Origin of the sequence: Paracoccus sp. TOH, assembly GCF_030388245.1 — a bacterium.
Lineage (GTDB): Bacteria > Pseudomonadota > Alphaproteobacteria > Rhodobacterales > Rhodobacteraceae > Paracoccus > Paracoccus simplex.
Window position 1 is genome coordinate 1085043 of sequence record NZ_CP098360.1, and the last position, 24715, is coordinate 1109757.

Annotated in this window: 25 protein-coding genes; 13 read left to right on the plus strand and 12 right to left on the minus strand. The window is 69.3% G+C overall.

Annotated features, from left to right (window positions below):
- Window positions 1–24: 24 nt before the first annotated feature.
- From NBE95_RS05370 to gpmI, 4 genes are read right to left on the minus strand one after another with little or no spacing between them, the layout of a single operon-like run.
- The gene (locus NBE95_RS05370) at window positions 25–513 is read right to left on the minus strand and encodes an RNA pyrophosphohydrolase (protein WP_289892899.1); all 489 of its coding nucleotides are present in this window, start codon (window positions 511–513) and stop codon (window positions 25–27) included.
- Window positions 510–1928, minus strand: a complete 1419-nt coding sequence (locus NBE95_RS05375; protein ID WP_289892900.1) for a S41 family peptidase — start codon at window positions 1926–1928, stop codon at window positions 510–512. Before NBE95_RS05375 ends, NBE95_RS05370 begins: the two co-directional genes overlap by 4 nt.
- Window positions 1925–3160 (minus strand): peptidase M23, encoded by a 1236-nt coding sequence (locus NBE95_RS05380; protein ID WP_289892901.1) that lies wholly within the window; start codon window positions 3158–3160, stop codon window positions 1925–1927. The genes NBE95_RS05375 and NBE95_RS05380 overlap by 4 nt, the downstream gene beginning before the upstream one ends.
- The gene (gene gpmI, locus NBE95_RS05385) at window positions 3157–4689 is read right to left on the minus strand and encodes a 2,3-bisphosphoglycerate-independent phosphoglycerate mutase (RefSeq protein ID WP_289892902.1); all 1533 of its coding nucleotides are present in this window, start codon (window positions 4687–4689) and stop codon (window positions 3157–3159) included. The genes NBE95_RS05380 and gpmI overlap by 4 nt, the downstream gene beginning before the upstream one ends.
- Window positions 4690–4863: 174 nt before the next feature.
- Here gpmI and NBE95_RS05390 point away from each other — a divergent pair, with 174 nt between their 5' ends.
- Window positions 4864–5814: a metallophosphoesterase gene (locus tag NBE95_RS05390; protein WP_289892903.1), complete on the plus strand. Its 951-nt coding sequence runs from the start codon at window positions 4864–4866 to the stop codon at window positions 5812–5814.
- 124 nt (window positions 5815–5938) lie between these two features.
- Here NBE95_RS05390 and rlmN read toward each other — a convergent pair whose 3' ends face one another.
- Window positions 5939–7141 (minus strand): 23S rRNA (adenine(2503)-C(2))-methyltransferase RlmN, encoded by a 1203-nt coding sequence (rlmN, locus tag NBE95_RS05395; protein WP_289892904.1) that lies wholly within the window; start codon window positions 7139–7141, stop codon window positions 5939–5941.
- Window positions 7142–7251: 110 nt separating this feature from the next.
- Window positions 7252–7779 carry an invasion associated locus B family protein gene (locus NBE95_RS05400; RefSeq protein WP_289894839.1) on the minus strand — a complete coding sequence of 176 codons (528 nt, stop codon included), beginning with the start codon at window positions 7777–7779 and terminating at the stop codon, window positions 7252–7254.
- A gap of 151 nt (window positions 7780–7930) precedes the next feature.
- Between NBE95_RS05400 and NBE95_RS05405 the strand changes: the two genes are divergently transcribed.
- Window positions 7931–8917: an asparaginase gene (locus NBE95_RS05405; RefSeq protein ID WP_289892905.1), complete on the plus strand. Its 987-nt coding sequence runs from the start codon at window positions 7931–7933 to the stop codon at window positions 8915–8917.
- 22 nt (window positions 8918–8939) lie between these two features.
- On the opposite strand, the gene NBE95_RS05410 is transcribed toward NBE95_RS05405, so the two are convergent.
- The 4 genes from NBE95_RS05410 to fsa all read right to left on the minus strand — a co-directional run bounded on the left by NBE95_RS05410 (window position 8940) and on the right by fsa (window position 12157).
- A complete protein-coding gene (locus NBE95_RS05410) occupies window positions 8940–9698 on the minus strand; it encodes a TSUP family transporter (RefSeq protein WP_289892906.1) in 759 nt (252 codons plus the stop codon).
- A 160-nt stretch (window positions 9699–9858) separates the two neighbouring features.
- Entirely contained in the window at window positions 9859–10797 is a 939-nt protein-coding gene (locus NBE95_RS05415; protein ID WP_289892907.1) for a tyrosine recombinase XerC, read from the minus strand.
- Window positions 10794–11504, minus strand: a complete 711-nt coding sequence (locus tag NBE95_RS05420; protein ID WP_289892908.1) for a DUF484 family protein — start codon at window positions 11502–11504, stop codon at window positions 10794–10796. The genes NBE95_RS05415 and NBE95_RS05420 overlap by 4 nt, the downstream gene beginning before the upstream one ends.
- On the minus strand, window positions 11504–12157 hold the full coding sequence (fsa, locus tag NBE95_RS05425; RefSeq protein WP_289892909.1) for a fructose-6-phosphate aldolase: 654 nt from the start codon (window positions 12155–12157) through the stop codon (window positions 11504–11506). The genes NBE95_RS05420 and fsa overlap by 1 nt, the downstream gene beginning before the upstream one ends.
- Before the next feature lie 55 nt (window positions 12158–12212).
- Between fsa and NBE95_RS05430 the strand changes: the two genes are divergently transcribed.
- A complete protein-coding gene (locus tag NBE95_RS05430; protein WP_019353513.1) occupies window positions 12213–12407 on the plus strand; it encodes a hypothetical protein in 195 nt (64 codons plus the stop codon).
- 1 nt (window position 12408) lies between these two features.
- On the plus strand, window positions 12409–14610 hold the full coding sequence (locus tag NBE95_RS05435) for a primosomal protein N' (RefSeq protein WP_289892910.1): 2202 nt from the start codon (window positions 12409–12411) through the stop codon (window positions 14608–14610).
- Here the strand turns inward: NBE95_RS05435 and NBE95_RS05440 are convergent.
- The gene (locus tag NBE95_RS05440) at window positions 14607–15644 is read right to left on the minus strand and encodes an AbrB family transcriptional regulator (RefSeq protein ID WP_289892911.1); all 1038 of its coding nucleotides are present in this window, start codon (window positions 15642–15644) and stop codon (window positions 14607–14609) included. The two genes, NBE95_RS05435 and NBE95_RS05440, sit on opposite strands and share 4 nt — an antisense overlap.
- Window positions 15645–15789: 145 nt before the next feature.
- On the minus strand, window positions 15790–16530 hold the full coding sequence (locus tag NBE95_RS05445; protein ID WP_289892912.1) for an N-formylglutamate amidohydrolase: 741 nt from the start codon (window positions 16528–16530) through the stop codon (window positions 15790–15792).
- Window positions 16531–16652: 122 nt separating this feature from the next.
- On the opposite strand from NBE95_RS05445, the gene pyk reads away from it, so the two are divergent.
- From pyk to NBE95_RS05490, 9 genes are all read left to right on the plus strand, one after another.
- Window positions 16653–18098 carry a pyruvate kinase gene (gene pyk, locus NBE95_RS05450; protein WP_289892913.1) on the plus strand — a complete coding sequence of 482 codons (1446 nt, stop codon included), beginning with the start codon at window positions 16653–16655 and terminating at the stop codon, window positions 18096–18098.
- Window positions 18099–18135: 37 nt separating this feature from the next.
- Window positions 18136–18699: a hypothetical protein gene (locus NBE95_RS05455; RefSeq protein ID WP_289892914.1), complete on the plus strand. Its 564-nt coding sequence runs from the start codon at window positions 18136–18138 to the stop codon at window positions 18697–18699.
- Between the two features lie 109 nt (window positions 18700–18808).
- A complete protein-coding gene (gene rpmI / locus NBE95_RS05460; RefSeq protein WP_017998717.1) occupies window positions 18809–19009 on the plus strand; it encodes a 50S ribosomal protein L35 in 201 nt (66 codons plus the stop codon).
- A gap of 12 nt (window positions 19010–19021) precedes the next feature.
- Window positions 19022–19381 carry a 50S ribosomal protein L20 gene (gene rplT / locus NBE95_RS05465; protein WP_289892915.1) on the plus strand — a complete coding sequence of 120 codons (360 nt, stop codon included), beginning with the start codon at window positions 19022–19024 and terminating at the stop codon, window positions 19379–19381.
- 233 nt (window positions 19382–19614) lie between these two features.
- Window positions 19615–21033: a cytochrome P450 gene (locus NBE95_RS05470; RefSeq protein ID WP_289892916.1), complete on the plus strand. Its 1419-nt coding sequence runs from the start codon at window positions 19615–19617 to the stop codon at window positions 21031–21033.
- Window positions 21030–22439, plus strand: a complete 1410-nt coding sequence (locus tag NBE95_RS05475; protein ID WP_289892917.1) for a sodium:alanine symporter family protein — start codon at window positions 21030–21032, stop codon at window positions 22437–22439. Before NBE95_RS05470 ends, NBE95_RS05475 begins: the two co-directional genes overlap by 4 nt.
- A 3-nt stretch (window positions 22440–22442) precedes the next feature.
- Entirely contained in the window at window positions 22443–22787 is a 345-nt protein-coding gene (locus tag NBE95_RS05480; protein WP_289892918.1) for an arsenate reductase family protein, read from the plus strand.
- An 88-nt stretch (window positions 22788–22875) separates the two neighbouring features.
- A complete protein-coding gene (pheS, locus tag NBE95_RS05485; protein ID WP_289894840.1) occupies window positions 22876–23949 on the plus strand; it encodes a phenylalanine--tRNA ligase subunit alpha in 1074 nt (357 codons plus the stop codon).
- Window positions 23950–24043: 94 nt separating this feature from the next.
- Window positions 24044–24643 carry a hypothetical protein gene (locus NBE95_RS05490; protein ID WP_289892919.1) on the plus strand — a complete coding sequence of 200 codons (600 nt, stop codon included), beginning with the start codon at window positions 24044–24046 and terminating at the stop codon, window positions 24641–24643.
- Window positions 24644–24715: the final 72 nt, after the last annotated feature.

The following is a 24715-nucleotide window of genomic DNA, read 5'->3' on the forward strand; positions in this document are numbered from 1 at the left end:
AAACCGGCCGCGCAACAGGCGCGGTCAGGCCAGGATCTTACGGAACTCGCCCAAGACCCGGGCGTAGACGTCGCGCTTGAAGGGCACGATCGATTCAACCACATCCGCCGCCCGCATCCATTGCCAGCGGTCGAACTCGGGGTGTTCGGTGGCGATCCGCACCGCCTCGTCCGGGCCCAGGAAGCGCATGGCGAACCATTTCTGCTTCTGGCCGCCGTATCGGCCCTTCCAGACCTTGCCCAGCAACTCGGGCGGCAGGTCATAGGTCACCCAATCCGGGGTTTCCGCCACCACATCGACCAACTCGGTGGTGACGCCGGTTTCCTCGACCAGCTCGCGCAGCGCCGCGTCGCGCGGGGTCTCGCCCGGGTCGATGCCGCCTTGCGGCATCTGCCAGGCCGGGCCGGGATTGTCGATGCGCCGCCCGGCAAAGACCAGCCCGGCCGGGTTGATCAGCACCACGCCGGCGCAAAGCCGATAGGGCAGGCCCGAAGGCCCCAGCAGCTCGGTCATTGCGTCTGCGCGCCCTGGGCCGCGTCCTCGCCGGTATTGGCGGGCTTGGCCGTCTCGGGCACGGTCTTGGCGTTGTAATCCATCGCCGACAGGCCCTTGAGGATGTCCACCGCATAGGCGAGCTGGTAGTCCTCCTCGCGCAGCTTGGCGGTGGCCTCGACCTCCTTGGCCTCCTCCTCGATCTGCTTGCGCTCCTCGTCGCTGATGGAATCGTTGTTCAGCGCCCCGCGCAGATCGGCTTCCGAGCTGAGGAATTTCGACTCGGTCCGCGGCTTGCCGCCGTTCTCGGCCTCGTCCTCGGGCTTGGGCGTCGGCTGCTCGACGATGATGTCGGGCTGGATGCCCAGCGACTGGATCGAGCGGCCCGAGGGCGTGTAATAACGCGCCGTGGTCAGCCGGATGGCGCTTTCCGCGGTCACCGGCATCACCGTCTGCACCGAGCCCTTGCCGAAGCTCTTGGTGCCGACGACGATGGCGCGGCGGTGGTCCTGCAGCGCGCCGGTGACGATTTCCGAGGCCGAGGCGGAACCGCCGTTGATCAGTGCCACCATCGGCTTGCCTTCGGCCAGATCGCCCGGCTTGGCGTTCCAGCGCTCGCTCTCCTCGGGCTTGCGGCCGCGGGTCGAGACGATCTCGCCCTTGTCGAGAAAGGCGTCCGAGACCTCGATGGCCTGGTTCAGCAGACCGCCCGGGTTGTTCCTCAGGTCCAGCACGAAGCCGTTCACCTTGTCGATGCCACCGGCATCCTTGATGGCCTTGGCCATCTCGGTCCGCAGGGTCTCCATGGTCTCGTCGTTGAAGGTGGTGACGCGCAGCACCACGGCATGGCCCTCGATCCGGGTCTTGACCACCGTCAGCTTGATGACGTCGCGGGTGATGGTCAGGTCGAAGGGTTCCTTCTCGCCCTCGCGCAGGATGGTGATCTTGATCTCCGATCCGACCGGGCCGCGCATCTTCTCGACCGCCTCGTCGAGGTTCAGCCCCATCAGCGATTCGCCGTTCACATGGGTGATGAAGTCGCCGGCCTTCACGCCGGCCTCGGCGGCGGGGGTGTCGTCGATGGGCGAGATGACCTTGACCAGCCCGTCCTCCTGCCCGACCTCGATGCCGAGGCCGCCGAAGCTGCCGCGGGTCTGGGTCTGCATGTCCTCGTAATCCTTGGCCGACAGGAACGAGCTGTGCGGGTCGAGCGAGGTCAGCATGCCGTTGATCGCCGCCTCGATCAGCTTCTTGTCGTCCACCTGTTCGACATAGTCGGCGCGCACCCGCTCGAAGACATTGCCGAACAGGTCGAGCTGTTCATAGACCGAGGCGTTCTTGCCCGTTTCCTGTGCGACCAGGGGGCCGGCGAATTGCGTGGCGACGACCGCGCCCGCAAGCGTGCCGATCGCCCCTGCCAGAAGATAGTGTTTCATTCCGTTCCGTCCTGCCCGGTTGCGTTGCGGCCTGTTTCGTCTGCGGCCTCGCCGACAATGGGATTCATCACGAACCACTCTGCCGGGTCCAGTGTTTCCTTGCCTCTGCGAAGTTCAACATACAGTGTCTCGGTCTGTCCAGCACTGCCTCCCATGGCTGCGCTGGCGACGAATTCGGCCCCGAACTCCTGCGCGGGCGGTTCCTGCCCGCCCATCAGGCCCACCGGCTCGCCTGCCGCCAGCACGTCGCCCGTCTCGCCGAAGACCTGCGCCAGACCGGCAAATATCATCAGATAGCCGCGCGCGGGCTCAACGATCATCACATTGCCGTAATCGAGCAGCGGCCCGCGATAGCGGATCGTCGCCGGCCATGGCGTCGTGACCAGCGCCGCCGGCGCGGTGGCGATGACCAGCCCCGGCCGCTCGACGCCCGCGGCGTCCGGTTCGTTGTAGCGGCGCAGCACCTTGCCCAGGGCCGGCAGGGCCAGGCTGCCCTGCGCACCCTCGAAATCGGCCATGGGCGCGCCGATGTCCTGCTCCATGCCGTCGATGCCGGCGGCGAAGGCGTCCAGCGTGTCGGCCGATTGCACCAACGCCGTCAGTTCCTTGGGATCCTCGCCGAAGCGCACCGGCAGGCTGGAGCGGTCGGTGACGGCCGAGGCCAGCAGCCGCCGGGCTTCCTGCACCTGGCCAAGCCCCTGGGCCAGGGTGTTGGCGGCGTTCAGCTGGATGGTGCGGACCTGGCGGATCTCCTCGAGCTGCTGCTGCATCTCGCGCGCCTCGGCCTCCAGCCCCGGCGCCACCGAGGCCAGGACCATGCCGGCCCGGGCCGAGGATTCGGGCCCCGCGGGATGCAGCAGCAGCATGGTCTCGGGCGATTTCTGCATCGAGGTCATCACCCCCAGCACCCGGCCCAGCCGCTCGCGCCGGGCGTCGAATTCGGCGCGGATCTCCTGCTCGCGCACGCCGGCGCGGCGCAGCCCGTCGCGCAGCGCCGACAGGCCCTGCTCATAGGCGCGGATCATCCGGGTCAGCGAGGCGACCTGGTCGTCCTCGGTCAGCGCCTCGTCCAGCTGGCCCAGGGCGGTGCGCAGCATGTCGGCGGCCTCGGCGGCCTCCTCGGCCGCTTGGTTCAGCTGCGAATCGCCCTGCGCGGGCGTCGCTGGCTGGGCCGGGGCCATGGAGCCGAGGCCGAAGGCCACGATCACCGGCAGAAGCAGCTTCGGTCTCATGCGCGCTCGATCAGCGAATGCCCGGTCATCTCGGGCGGCAGGGGCAGGCCCATCAGGTCCAGCACCGTCGGCGCCACATCGGCCAGCCGGCCGTTGCGCAGCGTCGCGCCCCTGGGCCCGCCGAAGACGATCACCGGCACCGGGTTGGTGGTATGGGCGGTATGCGGGCCGCCGGTCTCGGGGTCGATGCTGGTCTCGCAATTGCCGTGATCGGCGATGATCACCGCGGCGCCGCCGGATTGTTCCAGCGCTTCCAGCATCATGCCCAGGCCCTTGTCCACCGCCTCGCAGGCGCGGATCGCGGCGGGCAGGCTGCCGGTATGGCCGACCATGTCCGGGTTGGCGTAATTCACCACGATCAGGTCGTAACCGGCCCCGATCGCCTGGACCAGCTTGGCGCTAACCTCGGGCGCGGCCATCTCGGGCGCCAGGTCGTAGGTCGCGACCTTGGGGCTTTGCGGCATGAAGCGGTCCTCGCCCGGTTCGGGGGTTTCCTTGCCGCCGTTCAGGAAGAAGGTGACATGCGGGTATTTCTCGGTCTCGGCCAGGCGGAACTGGCGCAGGCCCTTGGCGGCGACCCAGGCGCCCAGCGTGTTCACCACCTGCCGCTTGGGATAGGCCGCATCCATGTATTCGTCATGGCTGGCCGAATAGTCCACCATGCCCAGCAACGCCGCCCATTGCGGCCGCCGGCCGGTCTCGAAGGCGGAAAAGTCCGGCTGGCCGATGGCGGCGAGGATTTCGCGCGCCCGGTCGGCGCGGAAGTTCAGGCAGAAGAAGCCGTCGCCGTCCCTGGCGCCCTGATAGCCGTCGATCGCCGTGGGCTGGATGAACTCGTCGGTTTCGTCGCGGGCATAGGCCGCCGCCACCGCTTCGATGGCGTCCGGCGCGGCCAGCCCCTCGCCGCGCACCATGGCGGCATAGGCGCGCTCCACCCGCTGCCAGCGGTTGTCGCGGTCCATGGCGTAATAGCGGCCGATCACCGTGCCGATCCGCACCGAGGGCGGCAGCGCGCCGCGCAGCTCGGTCACGAAGCCGGGGGCGGATTTCGGCGGCACGTCGCGGCCGTCGGTGATGGCATGGACCACCACCGGCACGCCCTTGTCGGCGATGGCGCGGGCAGCGGCGATCACATGCTGGATATGGCCGTGCACGCCGCCATCCGAGACCACGCCCATCAGATGCGCGGTGCCGCGGCTGGCCTTCAGCTTGCGGATGAACTCGGCCAGAGCGGGGTTTTCATAGAAGCTGCCATCCTCGATGGCCAGGTCGATCTGGCCCAGGTCCATGGCCACCACGCGGCCGGCGCCGATATTGGTATGGCCGACCTCGGAATTGCCCATCTGGCCCTTGGGCAGGCCGACATCCGGTCCGAAGGTCACCAGCGTCCCGTGCGGGCAGTCGCGCATCAGCCGGTCGAAATTCGGCGTGCTGGCCTGGTCGGGGGCGCTCTGCTCGGGGCGGTCCGAAATGCCCCAGCCGTCCAGGATGCACAGGACGACGGGTTTCGGATGTGTCGGCTGGGTCATGCGGCACCTCTCACGCGGATCGGGACGCTTCTACGACCGCAGGCCGCAAGGGGCAAGTTCACCGGCGATTGTGCCGGAATCGTGAAGCCGGGCGGCGGGCAATGGTGTCACCCTGCCGTCAAGGAAGCCCGCTAAGCGGGGCGCATTCCATCACTTCTTTCTGGAGAACCGACCATGTTCACCCGTCGCGATCTGCTGGCAGCGGCCCCGGCCGCCGCCGCCCTCGTCTCGACCGCCGCCGCCGGCACGGCCGCCCTGGCGCAGGACGGCGCCACCGCCCCGGCCGGCTTCACCCCCTTCCGCTTCGGGGTGATCAGCGACCCGCAATTCGCGCCGGTCGTCCCCAATGCCACCGCCACCCGCTTCTATGGCAATTCGCTGTGGAAGCTGGACGCGGCCATCGCCGAGCTGAACCAGCATGACGACCTGGAATTCGTGGTGACGCTGGGCGACATCATCGACCGGCATTGGGAAAGCTACGGTCATATCCTGCCGGTCTATGACCGGCTGAAGCACCGCAAGCATTTCCTGCTGGGCAATCACGATTACGACTACCCGGCGGAATGGATCCCCTCGGTGATCCGCACCGTCGGGATGCCGGCGCCGTATTACGATTTCGCGGTCAAGGGCATCCGGTTCATCGTGGTGGACGGCAACGACGTCTCGACCTTCGCGCCGCCCAAGGACGATCCGCGCCGCGCCCTGGCCGAGGAGCGGCTGGCGAAGCTGAAGGAAACCGGCGCCGAGAACGCGCAAAGCTGGAACGGCTCGCTGTCGGATCAGCAATTCGCCTGGCTGGACGAGCGGCTGAAGGCGGCGCAGGCGGCCGGGGAGCGTGCCATCCTGCTGTGCCACTACCCGGTCTATCCGGCGAACGAGCACAACCTCTGGGACAGCGAGCGCATCGTCGAGCTGGTCAAGGCCCATCCGCATTGCCTGGCCTGGTTCAACGGCCACAACCATGCCGGCAATTACGGCGCCATCGGCAAGCAGCATTTCGTGAATTTCCGCGGCATGGTGGACACGTCGGACACGTCCTGCTTCGCCATCGTCTCGATCCAGCAGGACCGGATCGAGATCCAGGGCTTCGGCCGCGAGGAAAGCCGGGTGCTGGACCTGGCCTGAGGCCGCTTCAGGCCGCTTCGCGTTGCCGAAAGGCCCCGCAGGGAAAGTCCGCCGCGCCTGCGGCGGACCGGGAGGGGGGAGGGGGCGCAGCCCCGCCCGCTGCAGGGGTCAGGATGGCGCGCGGTCAGGCAGCGCCGCTTGCCTCGGCCGCGATCTCGGCCCGCGACTTGCGGCCGCGCTCGGTCGCGGATTTCAGCTGGCCGCAGGCGGCCATGATGTCCTCGCCCCGCGGCGTGCGGATCGGCGAGGCATAGCCGGCCTTGTGGACGATATCGGCAAAGGCCTCGATCCGCTCCCAACTGGAGCGCTTGTAGGCCACGCCCGGCCATTCGTTGAACGGGATCAGGTTGATCTTGGCCGGGATGCCGCGGATCAGCCTCACCAGCCGGCGGGCGTCCTCGTCGCTGTCGTTCACGCCGTCCAGCATGACATATTCGAAGGTGATGCGTTCGCTGTTCGACAGGCGCGGATAGTCGCGCAGCGCGTTCAGCAGCGTCTCGATGTTCCACTTCTTGTTCACCGGCACCAGCTTGTCGCGCACCGCGTCGGTGGTGGCGTGGAAGCTGACCGCCAGCAGGCAGCCGATCTCCTCGGCGGTCTTGGCGATCTCGGGGACGATGCCGCTGGTCGAGAGCGTGATCCGGCGCCGCGACAGGCTGATGCCCTCGCCATCCATCACCACCTTCATGGCGTCGCGGACATTGTCGAAGTTATAGAGCGGCTCGCCCATGCCCATCAGCACCACGTTGCTGACCAGCCGGGTCTCGTCCTTGGGGGCACCCGGCTTCGGCCATTCGCCCAGGTCGTCGCGGGCGACCATGACCTGGCCGACGATCTCGCCGGCCGTCAGGTTGCGCACCAGCTTCTGCGTGCCGGTATGGCAGAAGGAACAGGTCAGCGTGCAGCCGACCTGGGAGGAGATGCAGAGCGTGCCGCGGTTCTCCTCGGGGATATAGACCGTCTCGACCTCATGTCCGCCGGCGATGCGCAGCAGGTATTTGCGGGTGCCGTCGGCGCTGATCTGGCGGGTGACGATCTCGGGCAGCGCGATCTCGAACTTCTCGGCCAGCAGGGCGCGATAGTCCTTGGCCAGGTTGGTCATCTGCGCGAAATCGCGCACCCCCCAGTGATAGAGCCATTGCCAGACCTGGCCGACGCGCATCTTCGCCTGCCGTTCCGGGGTGCCGGCCTCGACCAGCGCCTCGTGCAGCTGCTCGCGCGTCAGGCCGACCAGGTTGCGGCGCGCCGCTTCGGGCAGCTTGCGCGGGATGGTCAGCAGGTCCTGGGTGATCGGGGCGGCGGGCGTGACGGGCGACGGGGCGTTCATGGCTGGCTGGTCCGGGCGGCAAGGGGGGCAATGGGCCTATATAGGGCAAAGCGGCCCAAAAGAAAACAGGGGCCGAAGCCCCTGCCTTTGCCGAAACCGCCGGATGCGGCTTATTTGCAGGCCGACTGCGCCTTGTTGGTCGCGGCGGTGATGCCGGACAGGCTGAACGTATCCTTGGTCACGGTGCCGCGGGCCGAGCGGCCGGTGATCACCGCCGACGAGCCGCCGCGCAGCGCCGAGACCAGCTTGCTGTCGTCCGACGGAGAGCCGGTCCAGGCGCTTTCGCCTTCGGTGAACAGCTTGAAGACATTGCCGCCGATATTCACCTCGACCGCCGAATCCGGGGCGAAGGGATAGCCGCCCGAGAACGAGACCTCGCCGCCCTGGCCGGGGCGATAGGCCACGTAAAGCCGGATGTCGCCGCGCGTCACTTCCTTGGGATTGCCGCTGGAATCCAGGTTCTGGGTGGATTTCGGGGCCGAGACGGCCCAGCATTCCTTGGGGCTGTTCGCCGAGAAGACGGTCCAGTCGCCCTCGGTCCCGATGACATTCGTCGAGTCCTGGGCCAGGACCGGCGAAGACGCGGCGATCGCGATTGCAGCGGCTGCTGCTGCGGCGCGCGGCGCGGATTTCAACATGCTCTGGTCTCCTGCCATGGTCCGGTTCGTTCCGGTTTGTTGCCGATGACGGTGGTGTTTTCAACCATCTGGCTGCAAGATAATGCGAAATTGAAGGGTTGAAAAACCCCCGTTTGTGGAAAATCGCGCGATTGTCAGAGGAAAACGACCCATGACTGCGGCTAGACTCATCGAATTGTGGCGCGGCGGCCTGCACGAGAGCACGCATCTGGGTCATGTGGTGATCTGCGACACCGAGGGCGTGGTCGAGGCCTGGGGCAATCCCGGCACGGTGATCTTCCCGCGTTCGTCGTGCAAGATGATCCAGGCGCTGCCGCTGATCGAAAGCGGCGCGGCCGATGCGGCGGGGCTGGGCGACGAACAGCTGGCCCTGGCCTGCGCCAGCCATAACGGCGGGCGCATCCATACCGGCCGGGTCGAACGCTGGCTTGCCGAGCTGGGCCTCGAGGAGGAGGACCTGCGCTGCGGCGCCCATATGCCGCGCGATCCCGAGGAGCACCGGCGGCTGCTCTGCTCGGACAGCCGGCCCTGCCAGATCCACAACAATTGCTCGGGCAAGCATGCCGGTTTCCTGACGCTGAAACGGCACATGAAGGCCGGACCGGAATATGTCGAGATCGACCACCCGGTGCAGCGCGCCGTGCGCCGCGCCTTCGAGGAGGTGACGGGCGAGACCGCCGCCGGCTGGGGCATCGACGGCTGCTCGGCCCCGAATTTCGCCTGCACGGTCGAGGGGCTGGCCCGGGCCATGGCCTCGTTCGCGCAGCCGGGGCTGGGCCGGCGCGGCGCGGCGCAGCGCCGGCTGGTCGAGGCGATGATCGCCCATCCCGAGCTGGTCGCCGGCGAGGGCCGGGCCTGCACCGAGCTGATGCGGGCCATGAAGGGCCGCGCCGCCGTCAAGACCGGGGCCGAGGCGGTCTTCGTCGGCATCGTCCCCGGCCGGGGCCTGGGCATCGCGCTGAAGATCGCCGATGGCGGCACCCGCGGCGCCGAGGCGGCGATCGCGGCGCTGATGGTGCATCTGGGGCTGCTGGAGGACAGCGACCCGGTGGTGCAGAAATACCTGACCGGGCCGATCCGCAACTGGCGCGGCTTCGAGACCGGCGAGATGCGCCGCGCCCGCGGCTTTCCCGGCTGACCGGAGGCCGGTCCGGCCGGGATCAGAGCAGCTGCCAGATCAGCCGCAGCGCCAGGGCGGTCGAGGTGACGACCAGCAGCGGCTTGATCACCCTGGCGCCGATCCGCATCGCCAGCCGCGCGCCCAGCATGGCGCCGGCGATCTGCGCCACCGCCATGGCGGCGCCGAGCAGCCAGAGCGGCTTGCCCACTGCGGCGAAGGCGACCAGCCCGCCCAGGTTCGAGGCAAAGTTCAGCAGCTTGGTATGCGCGGTGGCCTTGAGGATGCCGTAGCCCGCCAGCATGACGAAGCCCAGCATGAAGAACGAGCCGGTGCCGGGTCCGACCAGCCCGTCATAGAAGGCGAGGACGGGCACCACGCTGGCGGTGAAGGCCAGGGGGGTGATGCGGCGCATGCGGTCGGTATCGTCCAGCCCCGGCTTCAGCGCGAAGAACACCGCGATGCCGATCAGCACCAGCGGCAGCCCGTAGCGCAGCGCCTGTGTCGGGATCCAGCTGACCAGCGCCGCGCCGCAAAGCCCGGCGACGAAGGCCACCGCCGCCTCGGGCAGTTGCAGGCGCGGATCGACCAGCCCGCGGCGGGCATAGGAGATCGCCGCCGTCGCCGCGCCGAAGACGCCCTGCACCTTGTTGGTGGCCAGGGCCTGCGCCGGCGGCAGCCCGGCCAGCAGCAGCGCCGGCACGGTGATGAGCCCGCCGCCGCCGGCGATGGCATCGACGAATCCGGCCGCGAAGGCGGCGCCCACCAGCATCAGCTCGAGATCGAGGGAGAGATCGAACATGGGCTCTCCTTTGCGGCGGCGCGGCGGGATTGTAAAGCCGCCCCCGGCGGGCCGGCCGCGGGGGTGCTGGTCGGGCGGATGCGGTCGCGGGCGCGCCTGCGGGGCGGCGTCGGTGCCGGCGGCGCGGTTGCGGAGGGTATTTGGGAAACGGTGAAACCGTTCAGGCGCGGGGATGGGCGGCGCGATAGGTTTCCAGCAACCGGGCGTCGTCCACCCCGGTATAGACCTGGGTCGTGGACAGGCTCGCATGGCCCAGCAGTTCCTGGATGGTGCGCAGGTCTCCGCCCGCCGCCAGCAGATGCGTGGCGAAGGAATGGCGCAGCGCATGCGGCGTGGCGGTCGGCGGCAGGCCCATGACCTGCCGAAGCTGGCGCATGGCGGCCGAGATCAGCGCCGGGTTCAGCCGGCCGCCACGCGCGCCGCGAAACAGCGCCGCCGCCGGTTCCAGCGGATAGGGGCAGAGGCGCAGGTATTCGGCGATCGCCTGGCGCGCCACGGGCAGCACCGGCACCTGGCGTTCCTTGCCGCCCTTGCCGCGGATGGTCAGAGCCTCGCGGAAGGGCCAGTCGGCGCCGTCGAGCCCCAGCGCCTCGGAGATGCGCAGCCCGCAGCCATAGAGCAGCGTCAGCACCGCCGTGTCGCGGGCGGCGATCCAGGCCTCGGGATGGGCGGCGCCGGCGATCTCCAGCAGCGCCTCGGCCTGGTCCGGGGCCAGCGGCCGTGGCAGCGAGCGGGTGAATTTCGGGCTGCGCGAGGCCAGCGCCCTGGAGGCGTCGAAGCCGTGCCGGTCCGACATCCAGCGGATGAAGCTGCGCGTCGCCGACAGCCTGCGCGCCAGCGAGCGGGCCGAAAGCCCGCGCCCGCGTTCGGCGGCGGCAAAGGCGCGCATGTCGGATTGCGTCAGCTGGCCCAGCGTCGCCGGCAGGGCGGGTGTGCCGTGATAGCCGCCGAGGAAGGCCAGGAAGGCCAGCAGGTCGGCCTGATAGGCGCGGATGGTATGGTCGGAACGGTCGCGGGTCGCGCGCTCGCTGTCGAGCCAGCGCGCGAGATTGTCGGCCATGGCCGGGGCCAGCGCCAAAGGCTCGGCCCCGCCGGTCATTTCCTGAGCCAGGAGATCAGCACCAGCCGGAAGGCCTGGCCGAAGAAGCGCAGAAGATCGGTGCCCTGCGCCGGGTTGAAGCGCCCGAGATCGGCCGAGCCCATCAGCAGCAGCGCCGGCAAGCGGCCGGGGCCGAGGTCGATGGGCAGCAGCACTTCGGAGCGGATCGGGGCGCGGGCCTCGCCATGGACGGGCAGGGTCTCGCGCGCCACGCGGCGCAGCACGATGTCGTCGCCGCGCGGCATCCGCCGCCCGCCCGAGATCAGCCGTGCCACCGTGCCGGCGGGGGCGATCACCAGCGGGCCGCTGGCCTCGGGCGCCGGGATCTCGCCGCCCGATTCCATCACCAGCCGCAGGGTCTCCACCCGCAGGATCGGCGCCACGGCGATATCGAGGTTTTCCAGGAATTCCTCGAAATCGGTCGGCTCCAGCAGCGACAGCACGGCGCGGTGGATGGTGTTCATCCCCGACTGGTTGTCATAGGCGGCCGAGATCACCGATTCATGCGCCGCCTCGAGCCGGTCGAGCCGCGATTCCAGCGCCTGCATGGCGCGGCCGCGGATGTCGATGACGTTCTCGCCCACCTCGGCCTCGCGCGCGCCGATCAGCGCGCGCATCAGGTCGCGGTCGGAGAGGATCAGCTCGGGCTGCGCCAGCAGCCGGGCGCGCAGATCCTCGGTCAGTTCGGCCGCGGTCTGCTCGGTCATCAGACGATCTTCTGTCCGGTCTTGGCCCAGTCGGCGTTGAACTGTTCCAGGCCCTTGTCGGTCAGCACGTGATTCGCCATCGCCTTGATGACGGCGGGCGGGGCGGTGATGACGTCGGCGCCGATGCGGGCGGCGTCGGTGATGTGGTTCACCGAGCGGATCGAGGCCGCGAGGATTTCGGTCTGGAAGTCGTAATTGTCGTAGATCTCGCGGATCTGGGCGATCAGCTCCATGCCGTCGAAATTGATGTCGTCGAGCCGGCCGATGAAGGGGCTGATGAAGCTGGCGCCGGCCTTGGCGGCCAGGATCGCCTGCGCGGCGCTGAAGCACAGCGTCACGTTGACCTTGTGGCCTTGCGACGACAGCGCCTTGCAGGCTTTCAGCCCGTCCCAGGTCAGCGGCACCTTGACGGTGATGTTCGGGGCGATCTTCACCAGGTGCTCGCCCTCGCGGATCATGTCCTCGGCCTTGGCGGCCACGACCTCGGCGCTGACCGGACCTTCGACGATGTCGCAGATCTCCTTGGTGACCTCCAGGATGTCGCGGCCCGATTTCAGGATCAGCGACGGGTTGGTGGTGACGCCGTCCACCATGCCAAGGTCGTTCAGCTCGCGGATGGCGGCGACGTCGGCGGTATCGACAAAGAATTTCATCGGAGGAAGCCCTTCTTGCGGTTTTGCCGTGGGTTTAGCGCATAACAGCCGGCGCGTGAAGTCCGGGCTGCGCGGCTTGCGGGGCGTGGCGCCGCCATGCCACTATCCCGACCGCATGCAAACGGAGAACGTTTTGGAAGCCTTGCAGCCCGATCTCGTCGCCCTGTTGCCGGCCCTGGCCGCCGGCCCGTTCCTGATCGGCAACTGGCCGCTGTTCCTGCTGATCGGCCTGGCCGCGATGCCGGCCTGAGATGGTCCCGCCGCTGTTCTATCCCCATGGCGCGCGCATCGCGGTGCTGACGCAGGAGGTGGTCGGCGTGCTCGACTATCTTGCGCCCGAGGGCGGCGTGCGGCTGGGCCAGCTGGTCGTGGTGCCGCTGGGCCCGCGCCGGGTGATGGGCGCGGTCTGGGGGCCGGGGGTCGGCGATTTCGACGCGGCGAAGCTGCGGCCGGTGGCGCGGCTGATCGACGCGCCGCCGCTGGCGCCGGGGATGATCGAATTCCTGATGCGCATGGGCGAATACACCCTGACGCCGCTGCCCTCGCTGCTGCGCATGGCGACGCGGGCGCCGGACCTGGACCAGCCGCCCTCGGCCCGGCGCATCATGCATCGCGCCGGGCCGGAGCCGGCGCGCATGACCGATGCCCGCGCCGCCGTCTTGCGGGTGATCGAGGATCACGGCGGCGCCGGCTTCGCGCCGGCGGAGCTGGCGCAGCTGGCCGGGGTCAGCCCGGGCGTGGTGCAGGGGCTGGTCAAGGCCGGCACGCTGGCCGAGGTGCTGGCGCCGCGCGATCTGCCCTATCCGCGCCTCGATCCGAATCTGCCCGGCAAGCCGCTGGCCGAGGATCAGGCCGAGGCCGCGGAAAGCCTGCGCGATGCGCTGAAGCGCCGCGGCTATGGCACCACGCTGCTGCGCGGCGTCACCGGCTCGGGCAAGACCGAGGTCTATCTGGAAGCCGTCGCCGAATGCCTGCGGCAGGGCCGGCAGGCGCTGGTGCTGTTGCCCGAGATCGCGCTATCGGCCGAATTCCTCGACCGGGTCGAGGCGCGCTTCGGCGCCCGGCCCGGCGAATGGCATTCGGGCATCACCCGCAGCGAAAGGCGGCGGCTCTGGACCATGGCGGCGACGCATAGCGTCGGCATGGTGGTCGGCGCCCGCTCGGCCTTGTTCCTGCCCTTTGCCGATCTGGGCCTGATCGTCGTCGATGAGGAGCACGATTCCAGCTACAAGCAGGAGGATGCGGTCTATTACAGCGCCCGCGACATGGCGGTGCTGCGCGCCAGCGTCGAAGCCGCGCAGGTGGTGCTGGCCTCGGCCACGCCCTCGGTCGAAAGTTGGGTGAATGCGGCGTCGGGGAAATACCGCCGCCTCGACCTGCGCGCCCGCTATGGCACGGCGGACCTGCCCGAGATGGGCACCATCGACCTGCGCCGGCAGGAGATGGAGAAGGGCCGCTGGATCAGCCCGCGCCTTGCCGCCGAAATCGCGCTGCGCAAGGAGCGCGGCGAGCAGTCGCTGCTGTTTTTGAACCGGCGCGGCTATGCGCCGATCACCGCCTGCCGCGCCTGCGGCCAGCAGATCGGCTGCGACCAGTGCGACGCCCGCATGGTCGAGCATCGCTTCCAGAACCGCCTGGTCTGCCACCAATGCGGCGCGACCAGGCCGATCCCGACCGCCTGCCCGTCCTGCGGCGTCGAGGGCAAGATGACCGCCATCGGCCCCGGCGTCGAGCGGCTGGCCGAGGAGGTGGCCGAGCGTTTCCCCGAGGCGAAGGCGACGGTGCTGTCCTCGGACCTGTTCCATTCCGCCCGGGCGCTGAAGGAGGCGATCGCCGAGATCGGCGCCGGCGCAACCGACATCATCATCGGCACGCAGATCGTCGCCAAGGGCCACAACTTCCCGCGCCTGACGCTGGTGGGGGTGATCGACGCCGACCTGGGTTTGCAGGGCGCCGACCTGCGCGCGGCCGAGCGCAGCTTCCAGTTGATGCGGCAGGTCGCCGGCCGGGCCGGGCGCGAAGGCGGCGATGCGCGCGGGCTGGCGCTTCTGCAGACCTATCAGCCCGAGCATCCGGTGATCCGCGCCATCCTCTCGGGCGAGGACGAGGCGTTCTGGGATGCCGAAGCGGCGGCGCGGCAGGCGGCGGGGATGCCGCCCTTTGGCCGGCTGGCGGGGATCATCCTGTCGCATCCCGACCAGCCGGTGGTCGAGGATTACGCCCGCGAGCTGGCCCGCCGGGCCGAGCCGCTGCGCAGCATCGGCGCCGAGCTGTTCGGCCCGGCCCCGGCGCCCATCGCCCGCATCCGCGCCCGTTTCCGGGTGCGGATGCTGGTCCGCGCGCCGCGCCAGGCGCCGGTGCAGGGCGCCATCGCGCAATGGCTGGCGGCCGCGCCGAAAGCCCCCGCCAACCTGCGGCTGGCGGTGGACATCGACCCGCAAAGTTTCCTCTAGCGCCGGCGCTCGACCAGTTTCGAGACCAGCGGCGACAGGGTGATGACGATGATCATGCGCAGCAGATGGTGGCTGACCACATAGGCCAGATCCGCCCCGGCGATGATGGCGATCACCACCATCTCGGCCTGCCCGCCCGGCAGATAGGCCAGGAAGGCATCCAGCGTCGGCGCCAGCCCCAGATGGGTGATCAGTTCGATGAAGGCCAGGCTGATCAGGGCCAGGAACATCGCATAGACCAGCCCCGCGGTCACGTCGATGCGCAGCTCGCGGCCGGTGATGCCGACATATTTCACCCCGACCGCGACGCCGATGAAGAATTGCGCGGCCTGGATGATCTCGGCCGGCGGGCGGTGCTGGATCAGTCCCGACAGCGACAGTCCCGCCGCCAGCACCATCGGCCCCAGGATCGAGGCGCCGAACAGGCCCAGCCGCTCGGCCAGCTTCCAGCCGACAAGCCCGGCGGCGACCATCAGCCCGATCTCGATGGGGTCGGTGCCGCGGATCGGCGCGCCCGGCGGCTGCGACAGGTCCACGCCCCAGAAGCTCTGCATGATCAGCGGCGCCACGGTGACGATGACCAGCACGCGGGTGGCATGGATCAGCGACAGGGCGCGCACGTCGCCGCCCGCCTCCTCGCCGAAGACCAGCATGTCCTGCAGGCCGCCCGGCATGGCCGCATACCAGGCGGTCGGGTGGTCGAAGCCGAAGACCCGCCGGAACAGCGGATAGCCGACCAGGGCGATGGCGCCGATGAAGACCGGCACCAGCACCAGCGAGGCGGCGATCTCGGGCAGTTCGCCCAGCACCTGTGGGGTGATCGAGGCGCCGACGGCCACGCCCAGGAAGGTGCGCATGAAGATGCCGAAGCCGCCCGCCCCGGCCAGCGGCGCCCCGGCCAGCGCCGCGATCAGGCAGGCCAGCATCGGGCCCAGCAGCAGGGGCAGCGGCAGGCGCAGTGCCAGGAACAGGGCCCCGCCGACGGCGGCCAGCGCAAAGGTCAGGATGCGTCTTCTGGTCAGGGTCAGGGTCATGGTCGTGTCCAACGCGCCGGTCCGGTCGCGGCGATGCCGCCGCCCAAGGCCGGCTTTTGGGCCGCGCGATAGGCCAGCCGCGCCGGAAGGTCCAGCCCGGCGCCGTGCGCGGGACCACGGCGCGGCCGGCAGGCGGGCAGGGCGGTCACAGCCCGCAGCGGTCCAGGAACCCCTCCAGCAGGCCGGCAAGGCGGGTCGCCCACAATTCCTGCCCGGCGGCGTCGGCGATCAGGTCGTTCCTGACCTCGATCAGCACGTTCGGCCGGCCCTGCGCCAGCGCATGGCGGTCGATGGAATCGCCGTCCAGATGCCCGGAATAGGGTTCGTTGTCGCCGGTGATCCAGCCTAGGTCGCGGCATTCGCGCACCAGCGCCTTGCCCAGCCGCTCGTCGCGATGCGAATAAAGCACCCCCACCGCCCAGGGCCGCCGCGGCCGGCCGCGCAGCTGCCGGGTGAAGCTGTGGATGGCGCAGATCGCCCGGTCCGGCCGCGCCGAGGCCAGCGCCTCATAGGCGGCGTGATAGGGATGATAAAGCCGGTCGAGCCGCCTTTGCCGCTCGGCCGGGCCGGCATGGCGATTCGCCGGAATGACGGTGCCGTCATAGATCCGCATCAGCAGCGTCGGGTCGTCCTCGCCCCGGTTCGGGTCGATCACCAGACGCGAGAAATCCGACAGGATCGCCGGCGCGCCCAGCCGCTCGGCCAGCCGCCGCGCCAGCCCGGCGGCGCCGACGTCATAGGCGATGTGCCGCGCCATGTCCGCGGGCGCGATGCCCAGATCGCCGCCGTTGATCCAGTCCGGCACCCGGTTGCTGGCATGGTCGCAGGTGATCAGCCAGCGCGAGGGGCGGTCCGCCCCGATGGTCCTGAAAGCCTCTGCCGTCATGGTTCTTTCGCCTCGCATGGGGCAATCTTTAGTGCAAGCCATGCACAAGGCGCCAGTTGCCGCGTGCCGGCGAATGGGGCTATAGAACAGCCGGTAGCGCAAACAACAGGCGGGAGAACGGGATGAGACGGCATCGCAAGGTCAAGATCGTGGCAACGCTCGGGCCGGCATCCAGCGATTTCGCCACCATCCGCGCGCTTTTCGAGGCCGGCGCGGACGTGTTCCGCCTGAACATGAGCCATGGCACGCACGAGGAACAGCGCGCCCGCTACGACATCATCCGCAAGGTCGAGGCCGAATCGGGCCGGCCCATCGCCGTGCTGGCCGACCTGCAGGGCCCGAAGCTGCGCGTCGGCGCCTTCGCCGAGGGGCCGCATGACCTGCGGGACGGGCAGGCCTTCCGCTTCGACCTCGATCCGACGCCCGGCACCGCCAGCCGCGTGCAGCTGCCGCATCCCGAGATCTTCGCGGCGCTGGAACCCGGCGCCGAGCTGCTGGTCAACGACGGCAAGATCCGCCTGCGGGTCGAGGCCTGCGGCCCCGATTTCGCCGATTGCACGGTGACGGCGGGCGGGCCGATCTCGAACCGCAAGGGCGTGAACGTGCCCGACGTGGTGCTGCCGCTGGCGGCGCTGTCGGACAAGGACCGCGACGACCTGGAATTCGCCTGCGGGCTGGGGGTGGACTGGCTGGCCCTGTCCTTCGTCCAGCGCCCCGAGGACGTGATCGAGGCGCGCGAGCTGGCCAAGGGCCGCGCCGCCATCCTGTCCAAGATCGAGAAACCCGCCGCCGTGCGGGCCTTTCCCGAGATCCTCAAGGTCTCGGACGGGATCATGGTGGCGCGCGGCGACCTGGGGGTCGAGCTGCCGGTGCATTCGGTGCCGCCGATCCAGAAGCGGCTGGTGCGCGCCTGCCGCGCGGCGGCCAAGCCGGTGATCGTCGCCACCCAGATGCTGGAATCGATGATCGAAAGCCCGATGCCGACCCGGGCCGAGGTCTCGGACGTGGCGACCGCGATCTACGAGGGCACCGACGCCATCATGCTTTCGGCCGAAAGCGCCGCCGGCGCCTATCCGGTCGAGGCGGTGGCGACCATGGACAACGTGGCGCGTTCCGTCGAAAGCGACCCGACCTATCGCGAGATCATCGAAAGCTCGCGCCAGGCCAAGCGCCAGACCGTGGCCGACGGCATCGTCGCCGCGGCGCGCGAGATTGCCGAGACCACCGACATCTCCGCCATCTGCGCCTTCACCCAGTCCGGCACCACCGCCAGCCTGGTGGCGCGCGAGCGGCCGCGGGTGCCGATCGTCGCCATGTCCTCGGAACAGGGCACGCTGCGCCGGCTGTGCCTGACCTGGGGGACGCATTGCGTGAAGACCCCGTCGCTGGAACGCTTCAAGCAGGCGGTGGTGAACGCGGCCAAGGCGGCGCGGGATTTCGGCTTCGCCGACGAATCGAACCAGATTGTGGTCATGGCCGGCGTGCCCTTCAACGTGCCGGGCACCACCAACATCCTGCGCATCGCCCCCTGCGACGAGCGCTTGATCTATCGCACCGATCCGGAATAAGCCCGCGGCGACAGATCCGTAACGGAAAGGTGATCCGATGATCGACATCCTGCTGCTGGCCGGCGTGGCGCTTTGCGCGCTTTCGGTGCTGACGGCCATCGTCTCGGTGGTCCGCACCCGGGCACCGCGCGGCGCGGCCATCCTGCTGGTGCTGGGCCTGGTGCTGGCCTTTGCCGGTTCCTGGCTGGATCAGCGTCCCTTCGGCGTCGCGGCGCTGAAGGAAAGCTGGCAGCGCCTGCTGCGCGGCGAGGTCTCGCTGGGCAGCGACCCGGTGACCGCCCCGGCCCCGACCCCGACCCCGACCCCCGAGCCGACGCCGGCCGCCGCGACGCCCGAAGCCCCGGCGACCCCGGCGACCGAGGCGCCGGGCGCCGAGCCGCCGGACCCGGCGGATGCCATCCCCTCCGAGGCGACCGGGACCGATGCCGCCGGGACCGAAGCCGGGACCGAAGCCGGTACCGCGCCCGTCGAAACCGAAGCCGGCACCGAAGCCCCCGGCCCCGAGGCCGAGAAGCCGATCCAGGGCAATGCCGACGGCGCCTCTGCCGAGCCCGCGGCCCCGGTGGCCGAGAACCCGACCGGCGCGCAGCCCAGCCAATAGGACTTGCCAAGCCCCGCGTGCCCGCCTATAGGGCACGCTTCCACCCGCGCGGCCGGCCGACATGGCATTGCCGAGTCGCGCGTTCACTCTGACCGCAAGGAGAGTAAAAATGCCGAAGATGAAGACAAAAGCGGCCGCCAAGAAGCGGTTCTCGATGACGGCTTCGGGCAAGGTCAAGGCCGGCCCGGCCGGCAAGCGCCACGGCATGATCAAGCGCTCGACGAAATTCATCCGCGACGTGACCGGGACCATGATCCTGTCCGACGCGGACGCGAAGATCGTCAAGAAATACATGCCCTACAACCGCTAAGTAGAACCGGACATGGCACGAGTCAAATCGGGTAAGATCACCCACGCCCGCCACAAGAAGGTTCTTGACGCGGCGAAAGGCTATTACGGCAACCGTTCGCGCAACTTCCGCACCGCGACCCAGGCCGTCGACAAGGCCAACCAATACGCCACCCGCGACCGCAAGACGCGCAAGCGCAACTTCCGCGCGCTGTGGATCCAGCGCATCAACGCCGCCGTGCGCGCCGTCGATGCCGAGATGACCTATTCGCGCTTCATCGCCGCGCTGGCGAAAGCCGGGATCGAGGTGGACCGCAAGGTCCTGGCCGACCTGGCCGTGCACGAGCACGAGGCCTTTGCCGCCGTGGTCGCGCAGGCGAAAGCCGCCGCCTGATTTCCGGGCAAAGGCTGAAACGGACCAGACCCGCGTCGCGAGGCGCGGGTTTTTTCGTGGCCGGCCCCTCGGGCAACGGGTTTGCCCGGCGGCGCTGCCCGGGGGCTCCGCCCCGGTCGTCGCTGAAAAAGGTCCGCCGAACCTTTTTCGCTCCTCGCCCCCCCGGGGTATTTGGGAAACGGTGAACAGGGCCGGGCGGGAACCGCGGCCGCGGCTTGCGGGTTCTGCCGCCGATGACCCTGGACCCGCCGCCCGACCGTTATCCCGCCCGCGTGCCCCTGCATCGCCAGCCGATGGGGGTGATCGCCAGCGCCATGACCGCGCGGCGCAACGTGCTGGAGCTGATCCCCGAGATCGCCATCCGCCAGCCCATGGTCTCGGGCAAGACCGGCAAGCGCTGGCACATGGTCCTGGACCCCGAGGCGCTGCGCCGGGTGCTCAAGGACCGGGTCGAGGACTATCCGAAATCGCTGGTCACCCGGCTGATCCTGCAGCCCGCCATCGGCAATTCCATGTTCGTGGCCGAGGGCGCGCATTGGCGCTGGCAGCGCCTGGCCGCCGCGCCGGCCTTCGCCCAGCGCCATGTCGAGGCGCTGGCCCCGGTGATGACCGCCGCCGCCGAGGCCAGCGCCCGGCGCCTGGCGGCGGCGCAGGGCCCGGTCGATGTCTTTGCCGAGACCGTGGCCGCGACCTTCGAGGTGATCTCGGACGTGACCTTTTCCGGCGACGAGGGTTTCGACCGCGACGCGGTGCATCAGGCCATCGACGCCTATATCGCCGGCGCCGCCCGCATCTCGGTCCTGGACATCCTGGGCCTGCCGGGCTGGATACCGCGGCCGGGGCGGCTGGTTTCCGGCGGCGACCTGCGGCGGATGAAGCGCGTCGCCGACGCGGCGATCCGCGCCCGGGCGCGCTCGGGCCCGCGCTCGGTTCCGGATCTTCTGGACCTGCTGCGCGCCGGCGAGGACCTCGAGACGCATCGCCGCATGTCCCCGGCCGAGCTGCGCGACAACCTGCTGACCTTCATCGTCGCCGGGCACGAGACCACGGCGCTGACGCTGGCCTGGGCGCTTTACCTGCTGGCCTTCGACCCCCAGGTGCAGGACCGCGCCGCGACCGAGGCCAGGTCCGCGCTGGCCGGCCGCGCCGCCACCGCCGCCGACCTGCCGCGCCTGGCCTATATCCGCCAGGTGGTCGAGGAGGCGCTGCGGCTTTATCCGCCCGCCGCCTTCCTGTCGCGCACCGCCCGCATCCACGACAGCCTGGGCGGGCGCGAGGTGCGGCCGGGCGACACCATCATGCTGCCGATCTATGCGCTGCACCGCCACCGGCTGCTCTGGGACGATCCCGACCGCTTCGACCCCGGGCGTTTCGCCGCCGGCGTGACCCGCGACCGCTTCGCCTTCCTGCCCTTCGGGGCCGGGCCGCGGATCTGCATCGGCGCCAGTTTCGCGATGCAAGAGGCGGTGATCATCCTTGCCACGCTGGTCGCGCGCTTCCGCTTTGCCCTGACCGCGCGCCAGCCGCAGCCGCGCATGATCCTGACCCTGCGCCCGCATGGCGGGGTCTGGCTGCAGGTCGCGCCGCGGCAGGCGGGTTGCGATGCTCACGCATCCGTTACACAATCCCCCGGCGAACGGGGGACACCATGACCGGCATCATCGACTTCCTGAACACGATCTTCTGGGGCTATGTCCTGATCTATGGCCTGCTGGCGGTGGGGATCTTCTTCACCATCCGGCTGGGCTTCCTCCAGATCCGGCATTTCGGCGAGATGTTCCGCTGCGTGCTGGGGTCGGGTGCGACCGACAAGGACGGCATCTCGCCCTTCCAGGCGCTGACCGTCAGCCTGGCCAGCCGGGTCGGCACCGGCAATATCGCCGGGGTGGCGGTGGCGATCACGCTGGGCGGGCCGGGCGCGGTGTTCTGGATGTGGATGGTGGCGCTGGTCGGCATGGCCACCGCCTATGCTGAATCGACCCTGGCCCAGCTTTACAAGGAGCACGGGCCGAACGGCATGTATCGCGGCGGCCCGGCCTTCTATATCAAGAAGGCGCTGGGGCAGGGCTGGCTGGCGGTGATCTTCGCCGTGGCGCTGATCATCGCCTTCGGGCTGATCTTCAACGCCGTGCAGGCCAATTCCATCGCCGAGGCGGTCCAGGGCGCCTTCGGCATCGACAAATCCGTGGTCGGCATCGCCGTCGCGGCGCTGACCGGGATCATCATCTTCGGCGGCATCCCGCAGATCGCCCGGGTGGCGGAATATGTCGTGCCCTTCATGGCCGGCGCCTATCTGCTGGCGGCGGCCTGGGTGCTGGTCGCCAATGTCGCCCTGGTGCCGGGGGTGATCGGCCAGATCATCGGCTCGGCCTTCGGCCTGCAGGAGGCGGCGGGCGGCGCCGCCGGCGGCATCGCCGCCGCCATGCTGAACGGCGTCAAGCGCGGGCTGTTCTCGAACGAGGCCGGCATGGGCTCGGCCCCGAACATCGCCGCCGTCGCCGTGCCCGAGCCGCATCACCCCTCCAGCCAGGGCTTCGTGCAGGCGCTGGGGGTGTTCATCGACACCATCCTGGTCTGCACCGCCACCGCGATCATGATCCTGCTGTCGGGCGCCCTGCCTTCGGCCGAGCTGACCGGCGTCGCCCTGACCCAGGCGGCGCTGGGCGAGCATTTCGGCAGCTTCGGGCATTATTTCGTCGCCGTCGCCATCTTCTTCTTCGCCTTCACCTCGATCATCGGCAATTATGCCTATGCCGAGAACGCCATCGTCTTCCTGGGCCATGGCAGCCCGGTGCCGGTGCTGGCGCTGCGCGTCGCGGTCATGGCCATGGTGATCTGGGGGGCGATCCAGACCGTGCAGACGGTCTTCGACTTTGCCGATGCCTCGATGGGGCTGATGGCGACGATCAACCTGATCGCCATCGTGGCGCTTTCCGGCACCATCGCCTATGTGACGCGGGACTATCTGCGCCAGCGCGCCGAGGGGCTGACCCCGACCTTCCGCCTGGCCGACCATCCCGCGGTGGCGCCCGGCGCCAGCGCCTCGATCTGGAAATAGGACATGATCACCATCTATCACAAGCCGACCTGCTCAACCTCGCGCAATGTGCTGCAGATGATCCGCGATGCCGGGCACGAGCCCGAGATCGTCGATTACGCCCGCGACGGCTGGACCCGCGGCCAGCTTCTGGGCCTGTTCGCCGCCGCCGACGTGACCCCGCGCCAGGCCCTGCGCGTCAAGGGCACCGATGCCGAGGCGCGCGGCCTGCCGGATGCCAGCGACGAGGACATTCTGGCCGCCATGGTCGAAAACCCGCTGCTGGTCGAGCGGCCCTTCGTCTGCGGCCCCGGCGGCGTGCGCCTGTGCCGCCCGGCCGAGCGGGTGGCCGAGACCTTCGCCCGCTAAGCCCTCCCCCGGGCTTTTCCCTGCGGCCTGCGCGTGCTAATCGGCCCGCGAACCGCAAGGAAACCTGCCCATGTCCGACCAGTCCGACCTGACCGCCCTTCGCCAGTCCTATCTCGACCGCATCGCGACCGCCGCCGACGGCGAGGCGCTGGAACAGGTGCGGCTTGCCGCCCTGGGCAAGAAGGGCGAGATCAGCGGCATGATGAAGGAACTGGGCCGGATGACGCCCGAGCAGCGCCAGACCACCGGCGCGGCGCTCAACCGCCTCAAGGACGAGATCGACGCCGCCCTGCGCGCCCGCAAGCAGGGGCTCGAGGACGCGGCGCTGGACGCGCGGCTGAAGCAGGAATGGCTGGACGTGACCCTGCCCGGCCGGGCGCGGCCGCAGGGCAGCATCCACCCGATCAGCCAGGTGACCGAGGAAGTCACCGCCATCTTCGCCGATATGGGCTTCCGCGTCGCCGAGGGGCCGCAGATCGAAAGCGACTGGTTCAATTTCGACGCGCTGAACATCCCGCCCGAGCATCCCGCCCGGCAGGAGCACGACACCTTCTTCATGGCCCGCGCGGCGGACGACCCGCGCCCGCCGCATGTGCTGCGCACCCATACCTCGCCGGTGCAGATCCGCGCCATGCAGGCGACGGGCGCACCGATCCGGGTGATCTGCCCGGGCCGGGTCTATCGCATGGACATGGACCAGACCCATACGCCGATGTTCCACCAGGTCGAGGGGCTGGCGCTGGGCAAGGGCATCTCGATGGCGAACCTGAAATGGACGCTCGAGGAGTTCTGCCGCGCCTTCTTCGAGGTGGACGAGGTCGAGCTGCGCTTCCGCGCCAGCCATTTCCCCTTCACCGAGCCCTCGGCCGAGGTCGATATCCGCTGCTCGTGGGAGGGCGGCAAGCTGACCATCGGCCAGGGCGAAAGCTGGCTCGAGATCCTCGGCTCGGGCATGGTGCATCCCAAGGTGCTGGCGGCGGGCGGCATCGACCCGGAGCAGTGGCAGGGCTTCGCCTTCGGCATGGGCATCGACCGCATCGCCATGCTGAAATACGGCATCCCCGATCTGCGGGCGTTCTTCGAAAGCGACCTGCGCTGGCTGCGGCATTACGGCTTCGCGGCAGGGGATGTGCCCAGCGTGGCGGGCGGGCTGTCGCGATAGGCTGCGGAGAATTCTTCAAGTTTGAGGCGTTAACTTGAACGGTTGGCGCCTCCGTGCTGCGATCAGCGAACCTTGACTGGTTCGCAGGTGCATCATGAAACGGCGCGGCAGCATCATCCCCGCCCTGGCAGTTTTCTCGCTGCTCTCAGCTTCGCAGGCCCTTGCCTGGCAATTCGAGAATATCACCGGGTCCGGTGCCGGTACGATCAAGGCTTGCGCCGCGACCCATGAATTCCGCAATGCCTGGATCACCTTGCGGGTCTATGGTGACGAGCTGGACATCGTTTATCATCATGAGGACTTCGCCTTTCCCTGGGGCCAGTTGCTGGGTCCGGTCCTGATCAATGTCGATGGCGTTGCGTTTCTCGGTGTGGCGGGGTCGAACAGCCGGCGGGCCGACGATCTCCTTCCCACCGCATCGACCATGATGATCTCGCCCAAGCCCGAGGAATATGGCGCCTTGTTCAGCAGCATGAAAAACGGCCGCGAAATGCGCGTCATCTTTCCCAACGGCGATGTTTATCCGGTGCCGTTGCAAGGAAGCGCCAAGGCGCTGGAGATGGTTTCCGAATGCTGGCGCATCAAGGAGACGGGTCCGAACGGCCGCAACCCTTTCGCAACGCCGGCGCCGAGCAATCCTTTCGAACGACCGGCCGAGCAGCCCGCCAGCAATCCGTTCGAGCAGCCCGCCTGACAGCGCGTCCCAACCCGCTCGGCCGTCGGCACGACGGACTTTCCCGCCCGCCCACCAGGCGGGGCTTTGCCC

Bases quoted from the DNA above. Each gene is read 5' to 3' on its own strand.
- NBE95_RS05370 (WP_289892899.1), bottom strand. From the start codon at position 513: ATGACCGAGCTGCTGGGGCCTTCGGGCCTGCCCTATCGGCTTTGCGCC.
- NBE95_RS05375 (WP_289892900.1), bottom strand. From the start codon at position 1,928: ATGAAACACTATCTTCTGGCAGGGGCGATCGGCACGCTTGCGGGCGCG.
- NBE95_RS05380 (WP_289892901.1), bottom strand. From the start codon at position 3,160: ATGAGACCGAAGCTGCTTCTGCCGGTGATCGTGGCCTTCGGCCTCGGC.
- gpmI (WP_289892902.1), bottom strand. From the start codon at position 4,689: ATGACCCAGCCGACACATCCGAAACCCGTCGTCCTGTGCATCCTGGAC.
- NBE95_RS05390 (WP_289892903.1), top strand. From the start codon at position 4,864: ATGTTCACCCGTCGCGATCTGCTGGCAGCGGCCCCGGCCGCCGCCGCC.
- rlmN (WP_289892904.1), bottom strand. From the start codon at position 7,141: ATGAACGCCCCGTCGCCCGTCACGCCCGCCGCCCCGATCACCCAGGAC.
- NBE95_RS05400 (WP_289894839.1), bottom strand. From the start codon at position 7,779: ATGTTGAAATCCGCGCCGCGCGCCGCAGCAGCAGCCGCTGCAATCGCG.
- NBE95_RS05405 (WP_289892905.1), top strand. From the start codon at position 7,931: ATGACTGCGGCTAGACTCATCGAATTGTGGCGCGGCGGCCTGCACGAG.
- NBE95_RS05410 (WP_289892906.1), bottom strand. From the start codon at position 9,698: ATGTTCGATCTCTCCCTCGATCTCGAGCTGATGCTGGTGGGCGCCGCC.
- NBE95_RS05415 (WP_289892907.1), bottom strand. From the start codon at position 10,797: ATGACCGGCGGGGCCGAGCCTTTGGCGCTGGCCCCGGCCATGGCCGAC.
- NBE95_RS05420 (WP_289892908.1), bottom strand. From the start codon at position 11,504: ATGACCGAGCAGACCGCGGCCGAACTGACCGAGGATCTGCGCGCCCGG.
- fsa (WP_289892909.1), bottom strand. From the start codon at position 12,157: ATGAAATTCTTTGTCGATACCGCCGACGTCGCCGCCATCCGCGAGCTG.
- NBE95_RS05435 (WP_289892910.1), top strand. From the start codon at position 12,409: ATGGTCCCGCCGCTGTTCTATCCCCATGGCGCGCGCATCGCGGTGCTG.
- NBE95_RS05440 (WP_289892911.1), bottom strand. From the start codon at position 15,644: ATGACCCTGACCCTGACCAGAAGACGCATCCTGACCTTTGCGCTGGCC.
- NBE95_RS05445 (WP_289892912.1), bottom strand. From the start codon at position 16,530: ATGACGGCAGAGGCTTTCAGGACCATCGGGGCGGACCGCCCCTCGCGC.
- pyk (WP_289892913.1), top strand. From the start codon at position 16,653: ATGAGACGGCATCGCAAGGTCAAGATCGTGGCAACGCTCGGGCCGGCA.
- NBE95_RS05455 (WP_289892914.1), top strand. From the start codon at position 18,136: ATGATCGACATCCTGCTGCTGGCCGGCGTGGCGCTTTGCGCGCTTTCG.
- rpmI (WP_017998717.1), top strand. From the start codon at position 18,809: ATGCCGAAGATGAAGACAAAAGCGGCCGCCAAGAAGCGGTTCTCGATG.
- rplT (WP_289892915.1), top strand. From the start codon at position 19,022: ATGGCACGAGTCAAATCGGGTAAGATCACCCACGCCCGCCACAAGAAG.
- NBE95_RS05470 (WP_289892916.1), top strand. From the start codon at position 19,615: ATGACCCTGGACCCGCCGCCCGACCGTTATCCCGCCCGCGTGCCCCTG.
- NBE95_RS05475 (WP_289892917.1), top strand. From the start codon at position 21,030: ATGACCGGCATCATCGACTTCCTGAACACGATCTTCTGGGGCTATGTC.
- NBE95_RS05480 (WP_289892918.1), top strand. From the start codon at position 22,443: ATGATCACCATCTATCACAAGCCGACCTGCTCAACCTCGCGCAATGTG.
- NBE95_RS05490 (WP_289892919.1), top strand. From the start codon at position 24,044: ATGAAACGGCGCGGCAGCATCATCCCCGCCCTGGCAGTTTTCTCGCTG.